The 21,539-nt window shown below is 38.1% G+C and carries 17 protein-coding genes and 1 pseudogene; 12 read left to right on the forward strand and 6 right to left on the reverse strand.

The window, feature by feature from the left end:
• Window positions 1-50: 50 nt before the first annotated feature.
• From B5473_RS08905 to B5473_RS21205, 8 genes and pseudogenes are all read left to right on the forward strand, one after another.
• Complete coding sequence (locus tag B5473_RS08905) at window positions 51-857, forward strand: NAD(P)H-binding protein (protein ID WP_079524541.1); 807 nt, start codon at window positions 51-53, stop codon at window positions 855-857.
• 222 nt (window positions 858-1,079) lie between these two features.
• Window positions 1,080-1,634, forward strand: a complete 555-nt coding sequence (locus B5473_RS08910) for an NADPH-dependent FMN reductase (protein ID WP_008404666.1) — start codon at window positions 1,080-1,082, stop codon at window positions 1,632-1,634.
• A 280-nt stretch (window positions 1,635-1,914) separates the two neighbouring features.
• Window positions 1,915-4,107: an RNA polymerase recycling motor HelD gene (gene helD, locus B5473_RS08915; RefSeq protein ID WP_079524542.1), complete on the forward strand. Its 2,193-nt coding sequence runs from the start codon at window positions 1,915-1,917 to the stop codon at window positions 4,105-4,107.
• A gap of 48 nt (window positions 4,108-4,155) precedes the next feature.
• Complete coding sequence (locus B5473_RS08920; protein ID WP_008404662.1) at window positions 4,156-4,971, forward strand: undecaprenyl-diphosphate phosphatase; 816 nt, start codon at window positions 4,156-4,158, stop codon at window positions 4,969-4,971.
• 231 nt (window positions 4,972-5,202) lie between these two features.
• Complete coding sequence (locus B5473_RS08925) at window positions 5,203-5,619, forward strand: MarR family winged helix-turn-helix transcriptional regulator (RefSeq protein WP_008404661.1); 417 nt, start codon at window positions 5,203-5,205, stop codon at window positions 5,617-5,619.
• Window positions 5,616-6,803, forward strand: coding sequence for an MFS transporter (locus tag B5473_RS08930; protein WP_079524543.1), 1,188 nt, complete (start codon window positions 5,616-5,618; stop codon window positions 6,801-6,803). Before B5473_RS08925 ends, B5473_RS08930 begins: the two co-directional genes overlap by 4 nt.
• Before the next feature lie 162 nt (window positions 6,804-6,965).
• Window positions 6,966-8,132 (forward strand): aminotransferase-like domain-containing protein, encoded by a 1,167-nt coding sequence (locus tag B5473_RS08935; protein WP_008404656.1) that lies wholly within the window; start codon window positions 6,966-6,968, stop codon window positions 8,130-8,132.
• Between the two features lie 128 nt (window positions 8,133-8,260).
• Window positions 8,261-8,378: pseudogene (locus tag B5473_RS21205) on the forward strand (LytTR family transcriptional regulator DNA-binding domain-containing protein); the annotation flags it as partial.
• A gap of 471 nt (window positions 8,379-8,849) precedes the next feature.
• Here B5473_RS21205 and B5473_RS08940 read toward each other — a convergent pair.
• Window positions 8,850-9,050 carry a cold-shock protein gene (locus tag B5473_RS08940; protein WP_008404655.1) on the reverse strand — a complete coding sequence of 67 codons (201 nt, stop codon included), beginning with the start codon at window positions 9,048-9,050 and terminating at the stop codon, window positions 8,850-8,852.
• A 546-nt stretch (window positions 9,051-9,596) separates the two neighbouring features.
• Between B5473_RS08940 and B5473_RS08945 the strand changes: the two genes are divergently transcribed.
• On the forward strand, window positions 9,597-11,786 hold the full coding sequence (locus tag B5473_RS08945; protein WP_041865800.1) for a DNA topoisomerase III: 2,190 nt from the start codon (window positions 9,597-9,599) through the stop codon (window positions 11,784-11,786).
• 94 nt (window positions 11,787-11,880) lie between these two features.
• Here B5473_RS08945 and B5473_RS08950 read toward each other — a convergent pair whose 3' ends face one another.
• The 4 genes from B5473_RS08950 to B5473_RS08965 all read right to left on the reverse strand — a co-directional run bounded on the left by B5473_RS08950 (window position 11,881) and on the right by B5473_RS08965 (window position 15,397).
• Window positions 11,881-12,459, reverse strand: a complete 579-nt coding sequence (locus B5473_RS08950) for an SET domain-containing protein (protein ID WP_079524544.1) — start codon at window positions 12,457-12,459, stop codon at window positions 11,881-11,883.
• A 313-nt stretch (window positions 12,460-12,772) separates the two neighbouring features.
• Window positions 12,773-13,963 carry an amidohydrolase gene (locus B5473_RS08955; RefSeq protein ID WP_079524545.1) on the reverse strand — a complete coding sequence of 397 codons (1,191 nt, stop codon included), beginning with the start codon at window positions 13,961-13,963 and terminating at the stop codon, window positions 12,773-12,775.
• The gene (locus tag B5473_RS08960) at window positions 13,960-14,667 is read right to left on the reverse strand and encodes a small-conductance mechanosensitive channel (protein ID WP_079524547.1); all 708 of its coding nucleotides are present in this window, start codon (window positions 14,665-14,667) and stop codon (window positions 13,960-13,962) included. Before B5473_RS08960 ends, B5473_RS08955 begins: the two co-directional genes overlap by 4 nt.
• A gap of 19 nt (window positions 14,668-14,686) precedes the next feature.
• Window positions 14,687-15,397 (reverse strand): DUF5058 family protein, encoded by a 711-nt coding sequence (locus tag B5473_RS08965; RefSeq protein WP_079524550.1) that lies wholly within the window; start codon window positions 15,395-15,397, stop codon window positions 14,687-14,689.
• A 145-nt stretch (window positions 15,398-15,542) separates the two neighbouring features.
• Here B5473_RS08965 and B5473_RS08970 point away from each other — a divergent pair, with 145 nt between their 5' ends.
• Window positions 15,543-17,360, forward strand: a complete 1,818-nt coding sequence (locus tag B5473_RS08970; protein WP_079524551.1) for a helix-turn-helix domain-containing protein — start codon at window positions 15,543-15,545, stop codon at window positions 17,358-17,360.
• A 264-nt stretch (window positions 17,361-17,624) separates the two neighbouring features.
• A complete protein-coding gene (locus B5473_RS08975) occupies window positions 17,625-19,055 on the forward strand; it encodes an alanine/glycine:cation symporter family protein (RefSeq protein ID WP_079524552.1) in 1,431 nt (476 codons plus the stop codon).
• Window positions 19,056-19,209: 154 nt separating this feature from the next.
• Here B5473_RS08975 and B5473_RS08980 read toward each other — a convergent pair whose 3' ends face one another.
• Window positions 19,210-20,190: an SMP-30/gluconolactonase/LRE family protein gene (locus B5473_RS08980; protein ID WP_079524553.1), complete on the reverse strand. Its 981-nt coding sequence runs from the start codon at window positions 20,188-20,190 to the stop codon at window positions 19,210-19,212.
• 342 nt (window positions 20,191-20,532) lie between these two features.
• On the opposite strand from B5473_RS08980, the gene B5473_RS08985 reads away from it, so the two are divergent.
• The gene (locus B5473_RS08985; RefSeq protein WP_079524554.1) at window positions 20,533-21,381 is read left to right on the forward strand and encodes an MBL fold metallo-hydrolase; all 849 of its coding nucleotides are present in this window, start codon (window positions 20,533-20,535) and stop codon (window positions 21,379-21,381) included.
• The last annotated feature ends 158 nt before the right edge of the window (window positions 21,382-21,539 follow it).

The following is a 21,539-nucleotide window of genomic DNA, read 5'->3' on the forward strand; positions in this document are numbered from 1 at the left end:
AAAGAGCTTTCTACATATACATACATCAAAATAAAGAAAAGAGGAAACATATGAAAACCATGCGTTCAGCGTTGGTCGTAGGTGCAACAGGATTGGTCGGTTCTTCCCTTGTGAAGTTATTATGCGAGAGTGAGGAGTATGCAGCTGTCAATGTCCTTTCGAGAAGACCGCTTGATTTTACGCACCCAAAATTAGTTGTAAAGCTATGTGAAATTGATCAGATTGCAGATAAGGATATTGAATTTGCTCATGAGGTATTTTGTTGTTTAGGAACGACGATGAAAAAAGCCGGGTCAAAGCAACAATTTGAAAAGGTCGATTTTGAGTATCCATTAACGATTGCAGCCATCGCAAAAAACCGAGGAGTTGGTCATTTCATTGTTATTTCCGCAATGGGAGCAAATGAGAAGGCACTTGCTTATTATAGTCAGGTAAAGGGAAAATTGGAGGCAGAACTTATTAAAATGGATTTCCCGCGACTATCCATCGTACGTCCATCACTTATTACAGGAGATCGCCAAGAATTCCGTCTAGGAGAAACAATAGGCGATAAAGTATTAAAGGTGCTGAACCCAATCTTAGTCGGACCGTTGAAAAAGATGCATTCCATTCCGGCAACGCAAATTGCATTGGCAATGAAAGTAATTGCACTACACGGGAAAAAGCAAAAAGTGGCGATATACTTATCCGATGAAATGCTGGAAATGCAAATGCCCATTATTGAAGAGAAAGAAGCTTTAGAAGAGGAAGAAGTGAGCTTTAACTGGGATAAATACAAAGAAGAAGTGCTATCGCCAGTAGGTATTGAGGACGAAGAGGTCAATCGGAAAAACGAAAACCCAAATAATAGGGAGTAATGCTGGTTATAAGGCTAATCTTATCCGCTATTTCTTAAACCGGTCAAGAAACGAAACCGTAACGAAACTTAGCAATGCTAGTGGGAAATTATCCTAATCCCTTTCCCGATATAACAATGTAAGACGAAAGACTGAAATTGAACTTAACTAAGCAACTACCTATTAAAAAGCAATGTTATTCTGATACAATATGAGTACAATGATTTACATGGAGGAACATTTATGAAAATATTACTTGTCGATGGAACCATTTTTGGTCGTAAAACCGGCGTTCTTTTGGAACAGGTTCAACAATATATTCAAGCTTTCAACCCTTCGCTAGAATTGGAGATTTTATATTTCTCGAAATTACAGCATCAAATTTTAGATGGCAGTCCGCTAAATGATGATATGAAAAAAATGATTCAAAAATTTGAAGAAGCAGATGCTTACATTTTCGCGTCGCCGATTTTCCAGGCATCAATTCCAGGCGTACTGAAAAATGCCTTTGATATGATTCCACCAAAAGCGTTACGCTACAAGCCGGCAGCAATTATCGGCAATGGCGGAACATACCAGCATCATTTAGTACTGGAAAACCAGCTGCGTCCGATTCTTGATTACTTCCGCTGCCTAGTTACACCAAACTATGTATACACACATGCGGACCACTTCGATAAAGAAAATAAAATTATTGATGAAGATGTACACAACCGCCTGCGCGAACTTGCACGCGTATTCGTTCAATATTGCGAAATGACAAAAACATTATCAAAACAAGCAGTTGATATGCAATAACCATTAAGAAGCCTCCGTTTAAATACGGAAGCTTCTTTTTTATTACCCTCAGCAAATGCATCATAACTCCTCAAAAATTCATGTATATAAACTTGCGTATAATATATTTCTTTATTCAACATAATTTAGGATTAGGAAGATGCTATAATAGGATTGTTAAAATTTGTAATGAGGAGGATTCGTAAATAGTTTCAATTGAATCCAACGTCATTTTGAAGTACCATGAATATTTATGTAAAGAGAAGATTTTACTTCCGGAGCATTTGGAGGCGAACCGATAGTGGAACAAACGATATGGCAACAGGAAGAGACACATTTAAAGGAAATTAGTGCACTTCTAAAACAACAAATAAAGATTCAGTCCAATCATTTAAAAAAGCAAAAAGGCGACATTGTTGAGGAACGCTCACAAGCATCTTCGGAGTTTAACGATGTGTCAGGAGAAAGTGCCATCCAGTTTTCGCAAATGCTGCAAACGATGCAATTGCGTGAACGAGAGTATCTGAATGCAAGCGAACAATTAAGCAAAATGCAAATTTTATATAAAAGTCCGTATTTCGGGCGTATCTCAATTGAAAATGAAGAAGGCGAACGTGAACATTTATATATTGGCCTATCGACTTTCCGCGAACCTAAAACGGATGATGTGCTGATCTATGACTGGCGAGCACCGATTTCCAGCCTTTTTTATGAAAATAAAGTCGGAAAGGCGCGCTATCAAATTCCAGACGGGGAATATATTCCGGTTACAATACAAGGCCGCCGTCAGTATAAAGTAAAGTACGATGAGCTATTGCAAGTACTGGATGCGGATATTTATGTAGGCGATGAAGTGCTGCAAAGCCTGCTGTCGGATACGGCAAAAGAAAAGATGAAATCGATTGTCGCAACGATTCAAAGTGACCAGAATATCGTCATTCGTTCATCAAATAAAGATAATTTAATCGTACTCGGACCACCCGGCAGCGGAAAAACATCTGTTGCGATGCAGCGAATTGCTTATCTACTGTATGAATACCGCCAAACAATGAATGCACGTAGTATTTTGCTTATTTCGCCGTCCGATTTGTTCAATGACTACATTTCTAATGTATTGCCAGAGCTCGGTGAGGATAATGTTCAACATACGACGTATTACCGTTTATTGCGCGATTTGAAATTATCTTATTACAAAGCAGAGACAAGCTACGAAAATATTGAACGTCTTCAAAAGGGGAGCAAGGAGGAACGCGAGCACTATGCATTCAAAGGCTCGCATGCATACGTAAAGCAGCTGCTGAAATATATTGAAAGTCTAAAGAAGAGTGGCATGCCATTTTATAATTTGAAGGTGGAAGAAAAGCTGTTTGTTTCCGCTAAAAAACTGACCGATCTGTTTTATGACAAGTTCGGCACATTGGATATAGATTTTCGCCTAAAAAAAATTCGTACAGTACTGCTCGAAAAAATAGAGCAGGAAAAAAAGAAAGACCGCAAAGTATTAATGAAGGAATTAAAGGCGGTCAATACGTATATCGGCACAGATAAGGAAATCGAGCAACAGGCAAATGAAAAGCTGCAAAAAAAGTACGGCAAACTTGAAAATGCGATTCATCAGCTAGGTTTTGTGAATTTAAATAAAATGTATCTTCATTCGTTAACATTCCAAAACGATAATTTAAAAACACAAATGATTCAGGCTGTAACGACTGAAACGCTGAAACAGCGCATATTATATTACGAAGATTTGGCCCCAATCATGTATATGCAAGCGGTTGTAAAAGGCTTGTATACGGATAATACAATTAAACATATTGTCATTGATGAAATCCAAGACTATTCGTATTTGCAATTGTTGACGATTAAAGCAATGCATCCAAAAGCGCATTACACGTTGCTGGGTGATAAAAATCAGGTTGTGCATCCGCAAATGAAGGATTCGCTGGCAGGTCCATTGTCCAAGCATTTCAAAGCTGTCGAGCTGAATAAATCATATCGTTCGACAAATGAAATTACCGATTTTATGAGCGCGATTTTAAACAACACGACAACCGAGTCGCTTGGTGTATCTGGAGATAAGCCACAAATGATCGAAACGAAATCAGTGGGTGAAACAATTGCTCTTCTTGTCGGTTCGCATTATAAAGAAGAGGAAAGCTTCGTCATCTTATGCAAAAATAAGCTGGCATGCGAACAATTATACAATGAATTAAAACCGCTTCTTCCACAGCTTCAGCTCGTTACAGAAGAACAGAAAGTTTATATGAAAGGGCTGCTCATCATGCCAGGCTATATGGCGAAAGGCTTTGAATTTACAACTGTTCTTGTAGCAGATGCCAATGCCCATGCATACCGGGAAGAGATGGATGCGTATTTACTGTATACAATTGCTTCTCGAGCGACCCGCCAATTATTTTTAGTAACGGACGGAACAATGCCAAAAGCGCTTGCACACATCAAAGAACAGTATTATCGTAAGGAAGTGAACATTTAGGCGTCTTTTGCGTCTAACAGAGGAGAACTACTTTTTTAGGAGATACAAATGGAAAATTTTGATTTAATTTTAGTGTTAAAGCATTTTATTATCGGTATTGTCCAAGGCTTAACTGAACCAATTCCGGTGTCATCAAGCGGGCATGTCATGATTGTAAGTGAACTTCTGGGAATGGGTGAACAGGGCTTTACATTCGCGATTCTAACGAATACGGCATCATTGATTGCGATTATGTTTATTTACCGTGAAGATATTATTCGATTAATTACTGGATTTTTACTGTATATTAAAACACGAAATGCGCGATACCGTACAGACTTTAATTTTGCACTGTATGTCATTATCGGTTCGATTCCAGCAGGTGTTTTAGGTGTTTTGCTGAGTGATGTTATTGCAGATAGTGTGAGCATGACGACGATTGCGATTATGCTGTTTGTGACAGGTATTGCCTTATGGTTAATTCGAAATTTACGCGGAACGAAACGTGATGGGGATTTATCAGCAAAGGATGCCTTATTAGTAGGTTTTGGGCAGGCTGTAGCATTAACACCGGGAATTAGCCGGTCAGGTGCAACAATTATTTCCGCAATTGCTGTTGGAATGAAACAGGAGACGGCACTGCGTTTCTCATTCATGCTGTATATTCCGGTAAGTTTAGGTGGTGTCGTATTAGGGTTTACGGACTTCCTCGATGAGCCAAACAAAATGGATTTAGCCATTCCGTATACAGTTACATTCCTTGCGACATTGTTTATGACATATTTCGCTATGCGATGGTTCATGGGGATTATGAAAAACGGAAAGCTCCACTACTTCACGTATTACTGCTTTTTAGTAGGTATTTTATTATTAATATTCTTTTAAAACGAATGAACACGCTCGTAGTCTTTAAGGCTATGAAGCGTGTTTATTTGTTTTAAGGAGAAGGAGGAGCTAATGCAGATGCATGCATAACTTGACTGATCCTTTTTAAAAGCATCATGCAATGCCAATTCAATAGCGTTCAGCAAAAAAAGATTGACAAATGAAGTAGAGTTCTATTTAATTAGTTAGGTTAACTAACCATTATAGAAAATAAAGGGAGGTACTCTAATTATGACTTTCTTTTTACAATTGCACCGTTTTCATAAACGTTATATGCAGCGTCTTACTAGTATGCTGGCAGGGCATGAACTTTCCAATGCCAACTGGTCTTTGATGCAATATTTGGCGAATGAAGAGCTGGCTACAATGAGTCAAATCGCGAAATATTGGGATGTCGAGAAGCCAACTGTTTCTGCAAATGTTAAGACATTGACGAAACGAGAGCTTATCCAACTGAAACAAGGCAATGACAGACGTGAAAAATATATAAGTTTGACGGAAAAAGGAGAAAAATTGTATGAAAATATTTCCCCGGAAATTAAATTTCTACAAGATCAGCTATTAAATAACCTGACAGACGAACAACAGGAGCTTTTCAAAAAAGCGCTGTCTGATATGGAGAAAATATTGAAAGAAGGGCTAGAATGAAGGAAATAAAAGAACCTATATGGACGAAAGATTTTATTATTGTATCGATCATTAACTTTGTATCCATTTTAATGTTCTTTCTTTTAATGGTGACTATTTCAAGTTATGCAGTAGATACATACCATGTTTCTACAAGTATTGCGGGGCTTGTTTCGAGTATTTTTATTATCGGTTCATTGATCGGCCGGTTAGGGGCTGGGCGTCTTATCGGCAATATCGGGCCACAGAAGATGCTTTTAATTGGCCTTGTCTTATTTTTTTTTACAACAACACTCTATTTAATGGAGTGGGGCGTTGTCTATTTATTGATCATCCGCCTATTGCAAGGGATTGCAGTCGGGACGATCGGGACAGCGACAGGTACGATTGTTGCTATGATTTTACCGATCTCACGTAAAGGAGAAGGGATTGGATACTTTAGTCTTAGCGCGGTTCTGGCAACAGCCATTGGTCCATTCGTCGGCATGTTCATGCTGAAGCTTGAAAATGGCTTTGATGTCATTTTCTATATGAACACCGGTCTTTCGCTTATGTTACTAATTGCTTATTTCTTTGTTAAAATCTCTTTACCACCAGTGAACAAGCAAAATGGGCAACAGACAGAGAAGTTATCGTTTATCGAAAAATTTATTGAACCAAAAGCGCTTCCGATTTCATTTATTGCCTTATTAATCGGTTTTGCGTACTCTGGCGTCATGACGTTTATTACGTTTTATGCAAGAGAAATCAACTTAGTGGAAGCGGCAAGCTATTTCTTCTTGGCATATGCAGGAATTGTCATTATTTCCCGCCCGTTTACAGGGAAATTAATGGATGTTCGCGGTCCCAACGTGATTGTATACCCATGTCTTGCTGTATTCGCAGTAGGAATGCTGCTGTTTAGCCAGGCATCTGCAGGCTGGATGCTGTTAGTAGCAGCTGTCCTAATTGGTTTTGGCTACGGGAACTTCAATTCCATTGCTCAAGCAATTGCGGTTAAAGTAACGGAGCCTCATCGATTTGGCTTAGCAACATCGACATATTTTATTTTGTACGATTTAGGATTAGGGGTAGGGCCTTTTATTCTTGGAATGATCGAACCCCATACAACATACCGAACAATCTTCGTTTCCATGATTCCGCTAATTCTTATTTGTATCCCGCTTTACTATTTATTAGTAGGAAGAAAGCAAAGGCTAGCGTAAGTTATGACAGTTTATCAGTTTAGGTAAATAATCGGAATAACAACTTCATGTCAGGATCTTACTAGCAATAAGCATGTATCTTCTAAAATGGTACATGCTTATTGTGTATTTAGTTGAAAAGTGATAAAATTTTGAAAATTACAAAAAGGAAGAGAGTCCACTATGCAATATTCTGATAGTATTTTAAAAACACCGTCATCATTCATCCGCAATATTTTAAAGGTAACGGATGCGTATGACGTCATTTCATTTGCGGGAGGCTTGCCAAATCCAATCTCATTTCCAATTGATGAGTTAAAACAGTCGGTAAATGATGCGATTGATGCGAATGGTGCAAAGGTATTCCAATATTCTACGACACAAGGCTATTTGCCGCTACGTCAGTATATTGCAGACAAGCTTAATAACAAGCAATCGAATTTAAATTATACAGCAGAGGATGTCCTTATTACGACAGGATCCCAGCAAGCATTGGAGCTAATTTCCAAAGTTTTGCTGAACAAAGGGGACGGCGTTGTTATTGAAGAGCCAGGCTATTTAGGCGCGATCCAGGCTTTTACATTACGTGAACCAAGTTTCTACGGTGTCACACTGGAAACAGAAGGGCTGAATGTTGAACAGTTTAAGGATGCGCTAAAACAGCCAAATGTGAAAATGGTATACACAGTACCAAATTTCCAAAATCCTACTGGGTTAACGTATACGAAAGAGCGCCGTGAAGAAGTGTTTGAGGCGGTAAAAGATCAAGATGTCATTTTTATCGAGGACGATCCATATGGCGAGCTTCGTTTTACTGGTGAACACTTGCCGTATATCGCAGCAGGGAAGATGACGAACAGTGTCGTATTAGGTTCGTTTTCAAAAACGGTTACACCAGGTATGCGCCTAGGTTATATTTTGACGAAAAACCATGAACTACTAAATCATGTCGAAACTGCGAAGCAGGCAACGGATTTACATACTAATATTTTTGCACAATATATTTTGCACCAGTATTTAACGAATAATGAATATGAAGCGCATGTTGAAAAAATTATAGCGCTATACAAAACACAAGCAGATGCAATGCTGGCGGCAATGGAAAAATATTTCCCACCATATGTGAAATATACAAAACCTGAAGGCGGTATGTTCGTGTGGGTCACACTTCCGGAAGGAGTAAATGCGCTTGATAAGTTTACGGAGGCGATGGAGAAAAAAGTGGCATTCGTGCCGGGAAATCCATTTTACACGGATAAAGAATCAGTTAACACACTACGCTTGAACTATACAAATGCAACACCGGAAACGATCGAAGAGGGTATTAAACGTTTAGCAGAAATATTATAAGAAAATGTGGGGGAGCTATTGCTCGGAGAAATTCGAGTGATAGCTTTTCTTATTCTGTGTATTTATACAAAGATAAAAGGATATGTAATCTTAAAAAACCGTTGCACCATTTCTGCTTTTTCCACTAACACCGTTCCTCTATCGTTAATTTGCAAAAAGTAAGGGAAATAATTACATGCACACGCAATATTTACATACAGCTTATCCCTTCAAAGTACAAATAAATTAGAAGTGCCGTTATCATGAACAAAAGTTACGGAGTTAAAAGAGATTGTCGGATTATAATGGATTTCCTGGGAAATAGGGTATACGATACATCGATTTACACTATATAATTTCAATTTGCGACATTTCACCGTCGATATGATGCCTTCATCAACTTTCTTCATTAAATGTACTCGTTTTAAAGTGGTTGAATGGTTGCCAAGCACACAGTTATCGCAAATAGCAGAACTTTCACAAGCAGGAGGGGGACCTTCCGGAGTTAATAAGTACATTTACCATCATCGCGATTTGGGCAGTAATAGCTGTTTATCAAATCGATTATATTATTCAAGAAACGAACGAAACATGAATAGGTGTAAAAAATAGAAATAGCCGTGCCGAAAGTTAATCTCCGGCACGGCTATTTTTTTCATCATTATGAAACTATAAAAAGAAGCATACCCAATAGAGTATGCTTCTTGCAACTAACTATGTGAACTTAATTCGTTAGAATTAAAGTTTTGTTACGTTAGTAGCTTGTGGGCCACGGTTGCCTTCTTCAACGTCGAATTCAACTTTTTGACCTTCGTCTAAAGTTTTGAAACCTTCGCCTTGGATAGCTGAGAAGTGTACGAATACATCGTTACCGCCTTCAACTTCGATGAAACCGAAACCTTTTTCTGAGTTAAACCATTTTACTGTACCTTGTTGCATGAGAGAAAACCTCCAAAAAATTAATTAATTGAATTGCTAAATGTATAAAAAATTCACACATTAAAAAAGGGAGCGTACACGTTCACTTTTTTAATATGTGAATTGATCGTAAACAGCTTAAGCAATTTAATTAAGTTTATTGTATAACAACATTATCCAAATGTCTACTAAAAATTCTCGAAATACAGTAGAGAATTTTGATTTTTCGTACAAATGAAGGGATAGTATGAGTTGAATATACCGATATAATAGTGCTTTTATATTGTTTAAAAGGAATAATAAGTAAAAATTTATGTATTTAAATTTTTTTTTACCTTTTATTAAAAAATATTCGTTATCAACTACCCAAAATCATTTTTGAATAATTTTGTTGCTTAAAACTAATATACCCGTCCTTTCAAAAGCTAAACATCATATTATATTCTTATACAAATTTATTGTGACATTCAATTATATTTTTTCAAAAACGGACGTAAAGCAAATACGTCTAGGTACTATTGATGTATGGTATAGTTGGTTCAAAGAGTTACGAAAGGATTGTTTACAATGGTTAAAAGCTTAGTACTAGCAGAGAAACCTTCAGTTGCACGGGATATTGCGAATGTGCTGAAGTGTCATAAAAAAGGTAATGGATTTTTAGAAGGAGACAAATATATCGTCACATGGGCTTTAGGACATTTAGTAACGCTGGCAGATCCGGAAAGCTACGACGAGAAATATAAGAAGTGGGATTTAGCAGATTTACCGATGCTGCCCGAACGTCTGAAACTAACAACAATCAAGCAGACAAGCAAACAGTACAATGCCGTAAAATCACAGCTTACACGTAATGATGTTAATGAAATTATTATTGCAACAGATGCCGGTCGTGAAGGAGAACTTGTTGCACGCTGGATTATTGAACGCGCAAAAGTAAATAAACCGGTTAAACGTCTATGGATTTCTTCGGTTACCGATAAAGCGATTAAAGAAGGCTTTGCGAATTTAAAGCCAGGGAAAGCATATGAAAATCTATATTATGCAGCGGTTGCCCGAAGTGAAGCTGACTGGTATATCGGACTGAACGCAAGTCGCGCATTATCGACGAAATTTAATGCACAGCTTAATACAGGTCGTGTACAAACACCGGTTGTTGCAATGGTTGCCGCTCGTGAAGATGAAATAAAGAATTTCAAACCTCAAACGTATTACGGAATCGAAGCTCAAACGAAAGAGCTGAAATTGACATGGCAGGATCAAAACGGCAATGCACGCAGTTTTGATAAAGAAAAGATCGACAAAATCGTTCATACATTAGATAAGCAAAATGCGAAAGTCATCGATATTGAACGTAAACCGAAAAAGACATTTTCTCCTGGACTTTATGATTTAACTGAATTACAACGTGATGCGAATAAGCTATTCGGATATTCAGCAAAAGAAACGTTGAATATTATGCAAAAGCTATATGAATCACATAAAGTGCTCACATACCCGCGTACGGATTCACGTTATCTTTCATCCGATATTGTCAGCACATTACCTGAGCGTTTGAAAGCTTGTTCTGTAGGGGAATATCGTACGTTAGCAAACAAAGTACTAACAAAGCCGATTAAAGCAAGTAAATCGTTTGTTGATGATAGTAAAGTATCCGATCACCATGCGATTATTCCGACTGAAGAATATGTGAATTTTGCGAACTTCAATGATAAAGAGCGTAAAATTTACGATCTGGTTGTAAAACGTTTCCTTGCAGTTCTTTTCCCTGCACATGAGTATGAGCAATTAACAGTTCAAGCCGAAATCGGGAAAGAGAAATTTATCGCACGCGGTAAGACGGTTATTTCTGCTGGGTGGAAAGAAGTATACTCGAATCGTTTTGATGACGAGGAAACTTCAGAGGATGTGAAGGAACAGCTGTTGCCGCGTCTTGAAAAAGGACAAGTGCTAAACGTGACATTGCTTGCCCAAACATCTGGACAAACAAAACCGCCAGCGCGTTTTACAGAGGCGACAATACTGACAGCGATGGAAAATCCGGCGAAATATATGAACACGCAAAACAAAGCGCTTGCCGATACATTAAAATCGACAGGTGGGCTAGGGACTGTTGCGACACGTGCCGATATTATCGATAAATTGTTCAATTCGTTCCTTATCGAGAAGCGTGGAAAAGACATTCATATTACGTCAAAAGGCCGCCAGCTGCTGGATTTGGTACCGAATGAACTAAAATCTCCGGAAACAACGGCACAATGGGAGCAAAAGCTTGAGCAAATTGCTAAGGGCAAGCTGAAAAAAGATGTCTTCATTAATGAAATGAAGCAGCATACAAAAGCAATCGTTGCCGATATTAAAAACAGCGATAAAAAGTTCAAGCATGATAATATTTCAACGAAGTCCTGCCCGGATTGCGGAAAGCCAATGCTTGAAGTAAACGGGAAAAAAGGAAAAATGCTCGTATGCCAGGACCGTGAGTGCGGTCACCGCAAAAATGTCTCGCGTGTAACGAATGCCCGTTGTCCGCAATGTAAGAAAAAGCTGGAGCTGCACGGACAAGGTGAAGGCCAAATTTTCGTATGTAAGTGCGGTTACCGCGAAAAATTATCCGCATTCGAAGCGCGCCGTAAAAAAGAAGGCGGCGGTAAAGTTGATAAACGCAGTGTTCAAAAATATTTGAAGCAGCAAGAAAAAGAAGTAGAGCCAATTAATAACGCATTTGCGGATTTGTTAAAAGGCATGAAATTTGATGAGTAATTCGCTTTATTGATTAAATGCAGGAACGGAAACCGTACTTTAACAAGTGCGGTTTTTATGTTTTAAATGGGTACCGTAGTTTCTTCAAATTAATCTAATATAGCGTAAGAATCGAATCTATTGGCGCAGTACCATTCGCAACGGCATTCACTTTGTTAACGTATTGCTTGTTGATTAAATACTTTAACGGCTGCTCTACGGCATTGAAATATTTGAATGTATCCCGTGCCATTTCATCCCATTCTTCATAATAGGTTAAATAGTCATTTGCCGTTACTTTAGTTCTCGATGTGCCTTCCTCAGAGATGCACTCAAAATCCTCAACACCTTTTAAAGTTCCATAATCACATGTTAATTGCTCGCCAGGTTGAATGTCTTTTGCGGCCATTTGAAAATTATAAGCTGTATCGACACAATTTGGTTTGAAACTGTGATTCATATATTTTGCGTGATCCCAATGAAGGACATAGATACCGTCAGTTTCTAAGTACGCATATTTATAGACATCCGCTTTTTGCAAATCACCAAGGCTTTCGATAAACTCCTCTGTCAGCATCAAGTCAAGGCCATCTTTAATCCAAACAATCGTCCCTTTAGGGATTAGTTTAGTTGCAAAGACACCGACGCCTACCTGCTCACTGACAAATTGAATTTCTGTATGTGGATGCATCATTTGTTATTCCTCCTTAAAAGTAAAACCTATTCAAATGTTCTATTGAATAAGAGACAAGTTATTTCCTTAAAATCAGATTGTTTTAATATGTTTATGTCATTACTTTCTATTTGGAATAGGCTTTAGTCAGTATTTATAATGCTTTGATGCATTGGATTTTATTGTAGAGGGAGAATTTCATTTCATTACAAAATCATGAGGATAGGGATGTTTTTGATGGGGGTATGTATGACCTGTAGAATAAAGGGGAATTAATTTTAAACACATCAAAAATACCATTTTCTCCTTAGAGAATAATGGCATTTAGGCAACTTTATTTTAAGCAATATTTAGCAACGACTTCTGCACCAGCTTTTGCTGCAACTAATAATGCCCGTTCATCAATATCGAACTTTGGATGATGGTTCATATAAGGTACATCTAAGTACGTTGGTTGGCAGCCAATATAATAAAAAGTGGACGGCTTTGCGAGTGCATAATACGCAAAATCCTCTGACCCTGAAAACAACGGTGCTTCTTCAATCACAATGATTTCTTCCTGTTCCGAAGCTTCCAATGTTTCAACGACAAAGTTTGTCAGGTCCTTATCGTTAACTAACGGTGGATAATCCTTTTCGTAAGTGAGCATGCAAGTAACACCAAACTGGACTTCTAAACCGTCTACTAACCGTTTGATTTCCTTTTCAATCGTAGCGTGAACAGTGTCGTTCATATAACGCACATCACCTTCAAGTGTTACCGCATCTTTAATAACATTGAACGTGCCTTTTCCATCAAAGGAACCGATTGTGACAACACCCATATCATACGGGTTTAACCGTCTACTAATAACCGTTTGTACTGTCGTTACAAAATTTGAGGCTGCAACAATCGCATCATTTGCCAGGTGAGGGGAAGAACCATGCCCTCCTGTACCATGGACAACCAGTTTGAAAAATGAGCGGCCTGCCATTGCAGCCCCAGCACGGTAGCCGATATGTCCGACTTTAAATGTTGGGAATAAATGTGCTCCGATTATAATTTTACAGTCATCGAGTAAGCCGGATGCCATCATACTTTTGGCACCACCAGGGGGTTTTTCCTCTGCATGCTGATGAATAATTTTTACTGTTCCATGAAGTTCATCTTTTAATTGAATAAGACAGTCCGCTAAAATAAGCAAATATGCGGTATGACCGTCATGACCGCAAGCGTGCATGACACCTGGTTTTTTCGACTTGAATGGGACATCTGTTTCTTCTTCAATTGGTAAAGCATCAAAATCTGCACGTATTCCGATGACAGGCCCCGGATGACTGCCTTGAATTTCTACAATAATTCCGTAGCCATTGCCGACATTTCGATGAATTGTTACGTCTTTATTTTCATAGAAATCTGTGATATATTGCGCCGTTTGCTGTTCTTCAAATGAGAGTTCCGGATTTTCATGCAGATGACGGCGAATTGCGATCATCTCATCGTTCCGAGCTGCTAACTTATCCATTAACTGTTGTTTAATTGTCATGATGCTTGTTCACTCGCTTTCATTTTTTCAAGAATAATGGCAAAGATGACTGTTCCTGCAATACAAATAAATGTTTGGAACGACTGTGGTACTGGGCCAAGTGCCGCGAAAACACCTAATCCAATTGCAACAATTCCCCAAACAGGCTTTTTAAGGGCAAACTGTGCGAGCACTCCTCCAAAAATAGCAGGCAATACAAAGCTGAAGCTCGCGCGGATTGACTCCGGCAGCGCATTAATTAAGTAAGAACCACCTAAAATTACAGCAATTAGCATTGTTGTATTCACAATTGAAGCTGCAGAAATCGCTAATGTCGCTGTAACTTCCCCTTTGCGCGTTCCTGGCTCTGCTTTCACGATGGATTGGGCAATAGATGCGCTAGGTAAGCACATATTCCCGATATTACCTGTTAGAAAGGCCAAATACGTACCCGACACACCTAATATAGGGTAGTAGCTAATTGGCTCTACAAACCAGATGATTGCTACAACGGCCCCGTAACTTAAAAAACCTGTTAAAATTACAGACCATCCTGGATGGTACCCAAGACCAAATGATAAATAGAGGGGAAGGGCAATCGTACAAATGATGACACCCCAAATAGTAAGACGACCCCAGAAATGTGCTTGACTATGGAAAGTTGCAAAATTTTTCTCGTTCTTTGTAGGTGAAGCAACTGTTGTGTGACGCTCTAAAACGACCATTTTAATCTTCCTCCTTCTATTAAATTAAGAAATACCCGACGCTCATACCAATCAAAATAACTAATCCAAGCGACCATTCACGTAGCCAGTTTTGGTTGAAACGATGTGCTGCCCACATAATAGCTGGCATTACCAATAAAGCGACTAAAAAAATAATCGTTTCATTCATGCCTTTTGCGATTTGGCCTCCACCAAAATAACCGAAAGCACCAATCATTGCTGCAGTCGAAACGACACTTAACCACTTTGCACGGTTGCCGCCACCGCTCGTTAACTTACTTTGAAGACGGCCAAGTGATTTGGTGAATAAAGCTGTTACAAGCAACCAGCCCATGCCACCTAAACACATTGTCCACGCTGCTGCTGTGAACGCTTGTGCTGAGAAGCTTTTATCACTTAACTGTTCACCCGCCGCTTCGGCCCCGAGACTAGCTCCTACTGTTTCGATTGGTGCGGATCCGACAATACCAATTCGCATCATTGTTGTTGGTTCACCAATTAAAGTTATTAAAGAAATGGCAACAATGATAATGGCAAATGACGGACCGAGTGAACTAATTGCACCTGTTCGAATAATCGAAGACACTTCCTTATTCGTTAAGCCGACTTCCGGTGCAACTTTTTTCGAAATACGTATAAAGACAATAGCTTGGAAAATCACGATGAGCACTACGACAAATGCTATAATCCATAAAACCGGATGATCCATAATTTCTGATGCTATGATCAATATGACCCCTCCTTTTAATTGACTAACAATTCAGTTTTTTTTTACACTATACTTTGTTTCCTTATTGCGAAACAATGTGTAATCCTCTATATTTATAAATAAAATTATGTAATATTCTATATATTTAAGAGAGAGGGGCATGTCTATGTCAGATGGACAAGAAGCAATTCTACGTCAATTAACACTATCCAATAAACAGTTATCTATCCTCGTGGAAAGTATTCGGACAATCACTTCCAAACTCCATATTGATGAAGTATTACATACAATCATGCGTCATGCACTGGATGTTATTCCTGAAGCGGATGCGGGGTATTTAATGCTTTTTGATGAACAAAAGCAATGTCTTATTCCTAAAACCTATATTCATTTTCCTCCACTTATTGAGCAATTTCAAACAAAGCCAAATGAGGCCATCACTGGTCGTGTATTTGCGACAGGAATCGGTGAGTTCTTTAACAGTTACGATGAAATTATGGCTGCTATGTACCATCAAAATGTAAGCCCCCGTAACTTACGGACAATTTTAAAAAGTGCACATGTTCCGCAGGCGGCGCTTTGTGTACCGATAACCGTAGATACTAAGCCGATTGGCATCATGATCCTTCACCAACTCCAGAAGAAAAGAGACCTCACACAAGAAGATCTATTATTTTTCCAAGCCTTTGCCGATCAGGTAGGGGTGGCAATTCAAAAAGCCCAGTATTATGAACAGATGATTGAAAAAGTAAAAGAAGCGCACGAATTATCTCTGGCCTTAGAGACAAAACATACGCTTCTTAAACAACGTTATGATGTGCATGCTAGATTAAATCAATTGCTATTGCAAAACGAATCAATATCCGTCATTTTAAAGGAACTGCAAAATTTAACGCAATTACCAATTGGTTTTTATGATGCAAATGATGATGTGTTTTTTGAAGAGGTTCTGTTAATTCCCCATCACACAAAAACAAAAATAAAAAAACAATTACTATTTAAAATGAGTCCATTTGAATACCGACTTAAAAATGACCGCAGCTTTATTGTTTATCCTCTCTATAATTTGGATATTTGTTTAGGGAGCATGATTATTGAACAGAAAGGCATCATTTCCTACAAAGATCAGCAAACACTGGAACAGGGGGCCAATATATTAACGCTGCAAATTTTACGAAACAAAAATATTCAAGAACTCCATAACAAACGAATCCAGGAAACATTCCATCAAATTATCGATGCACCGAATCAAAAATCAATTGCATCTACGGCGTATCACTTGGATTTGGATGTCGAGGATTACTACCGGTTATGTATAATCGAGTTCAAACAATCGACGGAAATGTTATCAATTGATCAACATTTACATCAGTTCATCTCGCTCCTAAAAGAACAATTTTCAGGTGAACGGAAATTACTGTTTTATGAAAAAAACAAAATTACACTGTTAATTGGTGTGCCGTCGCCAATAACGCTTACTACATTAAACGAAACGTTCTCGAGGCTTCAAAAAAAGTGGCAGTTACAGCATAAGCCGCTTTTCCGTTGTGCAATCAGTAAACAGTATAAAACGCTTCAGACCGTTTCCGCTCTTTTCGAGGAAGCACTGCAAACATTGCGCTTTTTACATGTTCGTGATGATTGGACGATTACGAGCTATGATAAAATCGGACTCAATCAGCTAGTTTTACAAATCCCGCCACAAGATTTGGCAAACTTCATTCATGAACAGATCGGTGAGTTATTAGTTCAGTCGAACAAAACTCACCTATATGAAACATTGCTGGTCTATTTTAAATTTAACCGTTCCATTCAGCAGACAGCACAGCATTTACACATTCATACCAACACCTTGTACCAGCGCCTAAACCGGATTGAGCAGATGCTAAATATCTCTTTGCAAATACAGGAGGATGCTTTAAAAATACAGTTAGCGTGTTATTTGAAGGAAAATTATTTAACACCTGCAGAAAAAAGAGAGTAAATTTAGATGGGCGAGGGAGGGTAACTGTACTTCTGGTAAATTAATACACCTCAATAAAAATGTATACTAAAATTTCAAGTGAGTATAAAATAGGACAAGTCAGCATTTGGTAGTGAAATTATATTGAAAAAATATGTTGACTAACGGTTTGCGTAGGGAAGTAACTTTGTATTCGGGAGATGTTGTGCAGAATTTTAATAGTTGACGAAGTAGGGCAATCTACATACCAACAAAAAAAGTTGAAAAAATAGAGGATGTGAAACAATGGATTGGTTTGGCAATATATTAGGTGAAGTAAATACAATATTATATTCATATGTACTAATAATTTTATTAGTAGGGACAGGTATATTTCTAACGTTCAAAACAAAGTTTATTCAATTTCGATTAATCAAAGATATGTTTAAACTTATAACAGAAGCGGCGCCAACAGATAAGTCAGGAAAAAAGGGGATATCTTCTTTCCAAGCTTTTACAATATCTGCCGCTTCACGCATCGGAACAGGTAATATTGCGGGTGTTGCGACGGCAATTGCTCTTGGTGGTCCCGGTGCAATATTTTGGATGTGGATGATTGCGCTTATCGGTGCAGCATCTGCGTTAATTGAAAGTACACTAGCACAAGTATATAAAGTTAAAGATAATAGTACTGGGTTGTTTCGTGGCGGCCCTGCTTATTATATGGAAAAAGGTTTAAATAAAAGATGGATGGGCATTCTTTTTGCCATTGTTATTACTATTACTTATGGCTTTATTTTTAATTCCGTCCAGGCAAATACGATTTCCATTGCATTTGAAGAGAGTTTTGGTGCCAATCGTTTAGTTGTAGGTTTAGTATTGGCTGCTTTAACAGGGATTATTGTTTTTGGTGGACTAAAGAGGATTGTTAGCTTTACTCAAGTAGTGGTTCCTGTTATGGCAATTTTGTATATTATAATCGCACTTATTGTTGTATTCCTCAATATTTCCGAAATTCCGGGTGTATTTCTCCTTATCATAAAGTCTGCCTTTGGATTGGAAGAAGCTTTTGCAGGAATGATTGGGGCGGCAATTATGAATGGTATTAAACGCGGATTATTCTCCAATGAAGCTGGGATAGGGTCTGCCCCTAACGCAGCAGCAACAGCGGATGTTTCCCATCCAGTTAAGCAAGGGTTGATTCAAGCTCTTGGTGTATTTATAGACACATTAGTCGTTTGTACTGCAACAGCAGCAATCGTATTATTAGGCGATGCATACCTTCAATCTGACGCAACTTCAGTTAATTTAACGCAAGCATCTTTAGTTGGTAATTTAGGCGATTGGGCAGGAAGCTTCTTAGCGATCATTGTATTTATGTTTGCCTTTAGTACGGTTATTGGCAATTACTATTATGGTGAATCGAATATTAGTTTTATAAAAGAATCAAAAATGGGCTTATTGGTATTCCGTATTTTTGTCGTACTTTTCGTTATGTTCGGCTCAATTGCAAAAGTACAAATTGTTTGGGATTTAGCGGATCTATTTATGGCCTTTATGGCAATCATCAACTTAATTGCTGTTCTTCAACTTTGGAAAGTGGCCAAACCGGTTGTTAATGATTATTTAAATCAGCGCAAGCAAGGCAAAGATCCAGTCTTCTATAAGAAAAACGTACCTAATATTGGTGATGTGGAATGCTGGGGAGAAGATGAAGAATTAGAAAGAAAACGTTAAATTGAAGTGGCGCCACTATTAATGGATGGCGCACGTTACAAAAAATATATTAATACTTGAAAAGAACCACCTAATTGTTGATATACAACAATTAGGTGGTTTTTCTGGAGAGAGGAAGGTTATATAATTCGAAGAAACATTATTGGAAGCGAGTCTAGTTTAACCCGTACGGCTGTAGACCCTTCTTTTTCACTTGAATACGCCAAACTTCATTTTTTGATGATTCTGTTACGTAGAGGTATCCATCATAAAAAGCTAGATTGGTTGCGAATGTTCCTGCATCTTCAGGAAGGCGAATGGTTCCGTATTTAAAACCATTGGCGTCAAGTACTACAACTTCGCCAGCTTGGAAATGGGCTACGTACAGATTACCTTCAGCATCTACAGCTAATCCATCCGGACCAATTCCACCTTCAAAACGACCGAAAACAAACGGTGATTCAGGAGAATTTTCAGCATTTACAGAAGGCACAGATAAAATTTGATTTTTGTCAAACTCTGAAATATAGACACGCTGGCCATTTGCTGAAATTGCGATTCCGTTTGGATAGGCAATATTCTCTGAGAAGAGGATCGCTTCAGTTTCGCCAGGAGGTAAGTAGAAGACGCGACCTGTTGGATGAGTAGCACTAGAACCCATTGGCTCAGTAAAGTAAAGTCCGCCTGTTTCATCAAAAACAAGGTCATTTAAACCGTTTAAAGGTTTTCCATCATAAGAATTGACAATGGTTTTGCGCTCACCAGTAGCGGGATTGTAAGAATAAAGTTCTCCTTTACCGTCCGTAATAAATAAGCGACCATCTTTGTGGAACTTTGCCCCAATTGGCATTAATTTATCTTTATCTCCTAAAACTGTTTTAACTTTGTTGTCTTTAATAGTTAGGATTTCACCAGTCGTTGGGCTGACTAACCAGATGTTTCCTTTACGATCAAAGTTAATACCTTCCATGAATCCACTACCAGTAGCAACCTTTTCCCATTTACTACTCTGATGAATAATTTCAGAAATGTCATGTCTGTCTTCTGCGGGCACGGGTTTTGTTTCATACAATGCCTTTGCACCAGCGAATGTGACTGTTATAAGGGAGAGGACAAGAACCAATGTCCATGTAAGTGCACCTTTTTTAGACTTCATAAATACCACCTTTATTTTTAGACTATTTTAGAATATAAGCGCTTATATTCTTAGTATCATATCAGTTGTTCGCCGGTCTAAATAGCAGAAAAAGTACTCGAATGAAACTAATATAAAGTAGTAATTTTATCTATTTAGAATAGTATTTATTTGTTATACTGAAAATTTGGATTATTATTTAAGCGAAAAGACAATATAATTACTAAGTAATTAAACTGTAGGTGTTATAAAGATGGTGATTTATAAAATAGTAACCCTGTTTGTTAGATTCCATCTTTATAATGAAATATGAGGAATAGAACCATCGATTGTCTCAAAATATAATTAGAAGGGGGCGACCTTATGCACGCTATACACAAATTAGGGGAAAGTTTTTGGTATATCACTCCAGTATCGTTGACTGACCGTCCGATTTTAGGGATGGTGGTTGGCAGTAAAAAGACATTAATGATTGATGCAGGCAACTCGGAAGAACATGTGAATTATTTTCTGGAGGAACTTAAAAAAAGGGGAATTTCTAAACCGGATTTAGTTGTTTTAACGCATTGGCATTGGGACCATATTTTTGGCCTTTCCGCATTATCTGATGCTGTTTCAATTGCGTCCACAGAGACTAAAGCGGAAATGGAGAAGCTTATCCCGTTTTCGTGGTCAGATGAAGCCATTGATGCACGAGTAAAAGAAGGCGTGGAAATTGAATTTTGCGCGAAAGCAATTAAGGAAGAATACAAAAATCACCGGAACATTAACATTACTTTGCCGGATATTACAATAGAGAATAGAGCAGAGATAGATCTAGGTGGAGTAACTTGTGTCGTACAACATGTGGGAGGGGACCATGCTGCAGATTCTGTCATTGTGTATATTAAAGAAGAGAAGATTCTGTTCCTTGGGGACTGCATTTATCCGAGATTGTATGCCGAAAAAGTACACTATACAATTAGTGAAACGTTACGAGTATTAGATCTATTGGACTCATTTGACGCAGAAACCTACATTCCTTCACACCAACAACCAATTTCAAAAGAAAATTTCAATAAAGAAGTTACTATGCTTAGAACGATTGCGAAATATACAGAGGATTGTAATGGGGATCAGCCGAAAATAGTGAAGAAATACGAAGACTATGTAAATAGGGAACTTACCGAAGATGAATTAGACACCATTTCCGATTTTGTAAATGGATATTAAATGATCGCTTCGTAATTAAATTTCAAAAGAACCGCCTAGTTGTTGATGAACAACTAGGCGGTTCTTTTTATGGGTGCAATAAGAAATGAATCGTAAATAATTTCTTCTGTTATGAAGCGTATTTAAATTGGTCCTATTTAAACAAAAAAATACACCTG

The organism is Solibacillus isronensis, from assembly GCF_900168685.1.
GTDB lineage: Bacteria > Bacillota > Bacilli > Bacillales_A > Planococcaceae > Solibacillus > Solibacillus isronensis_A.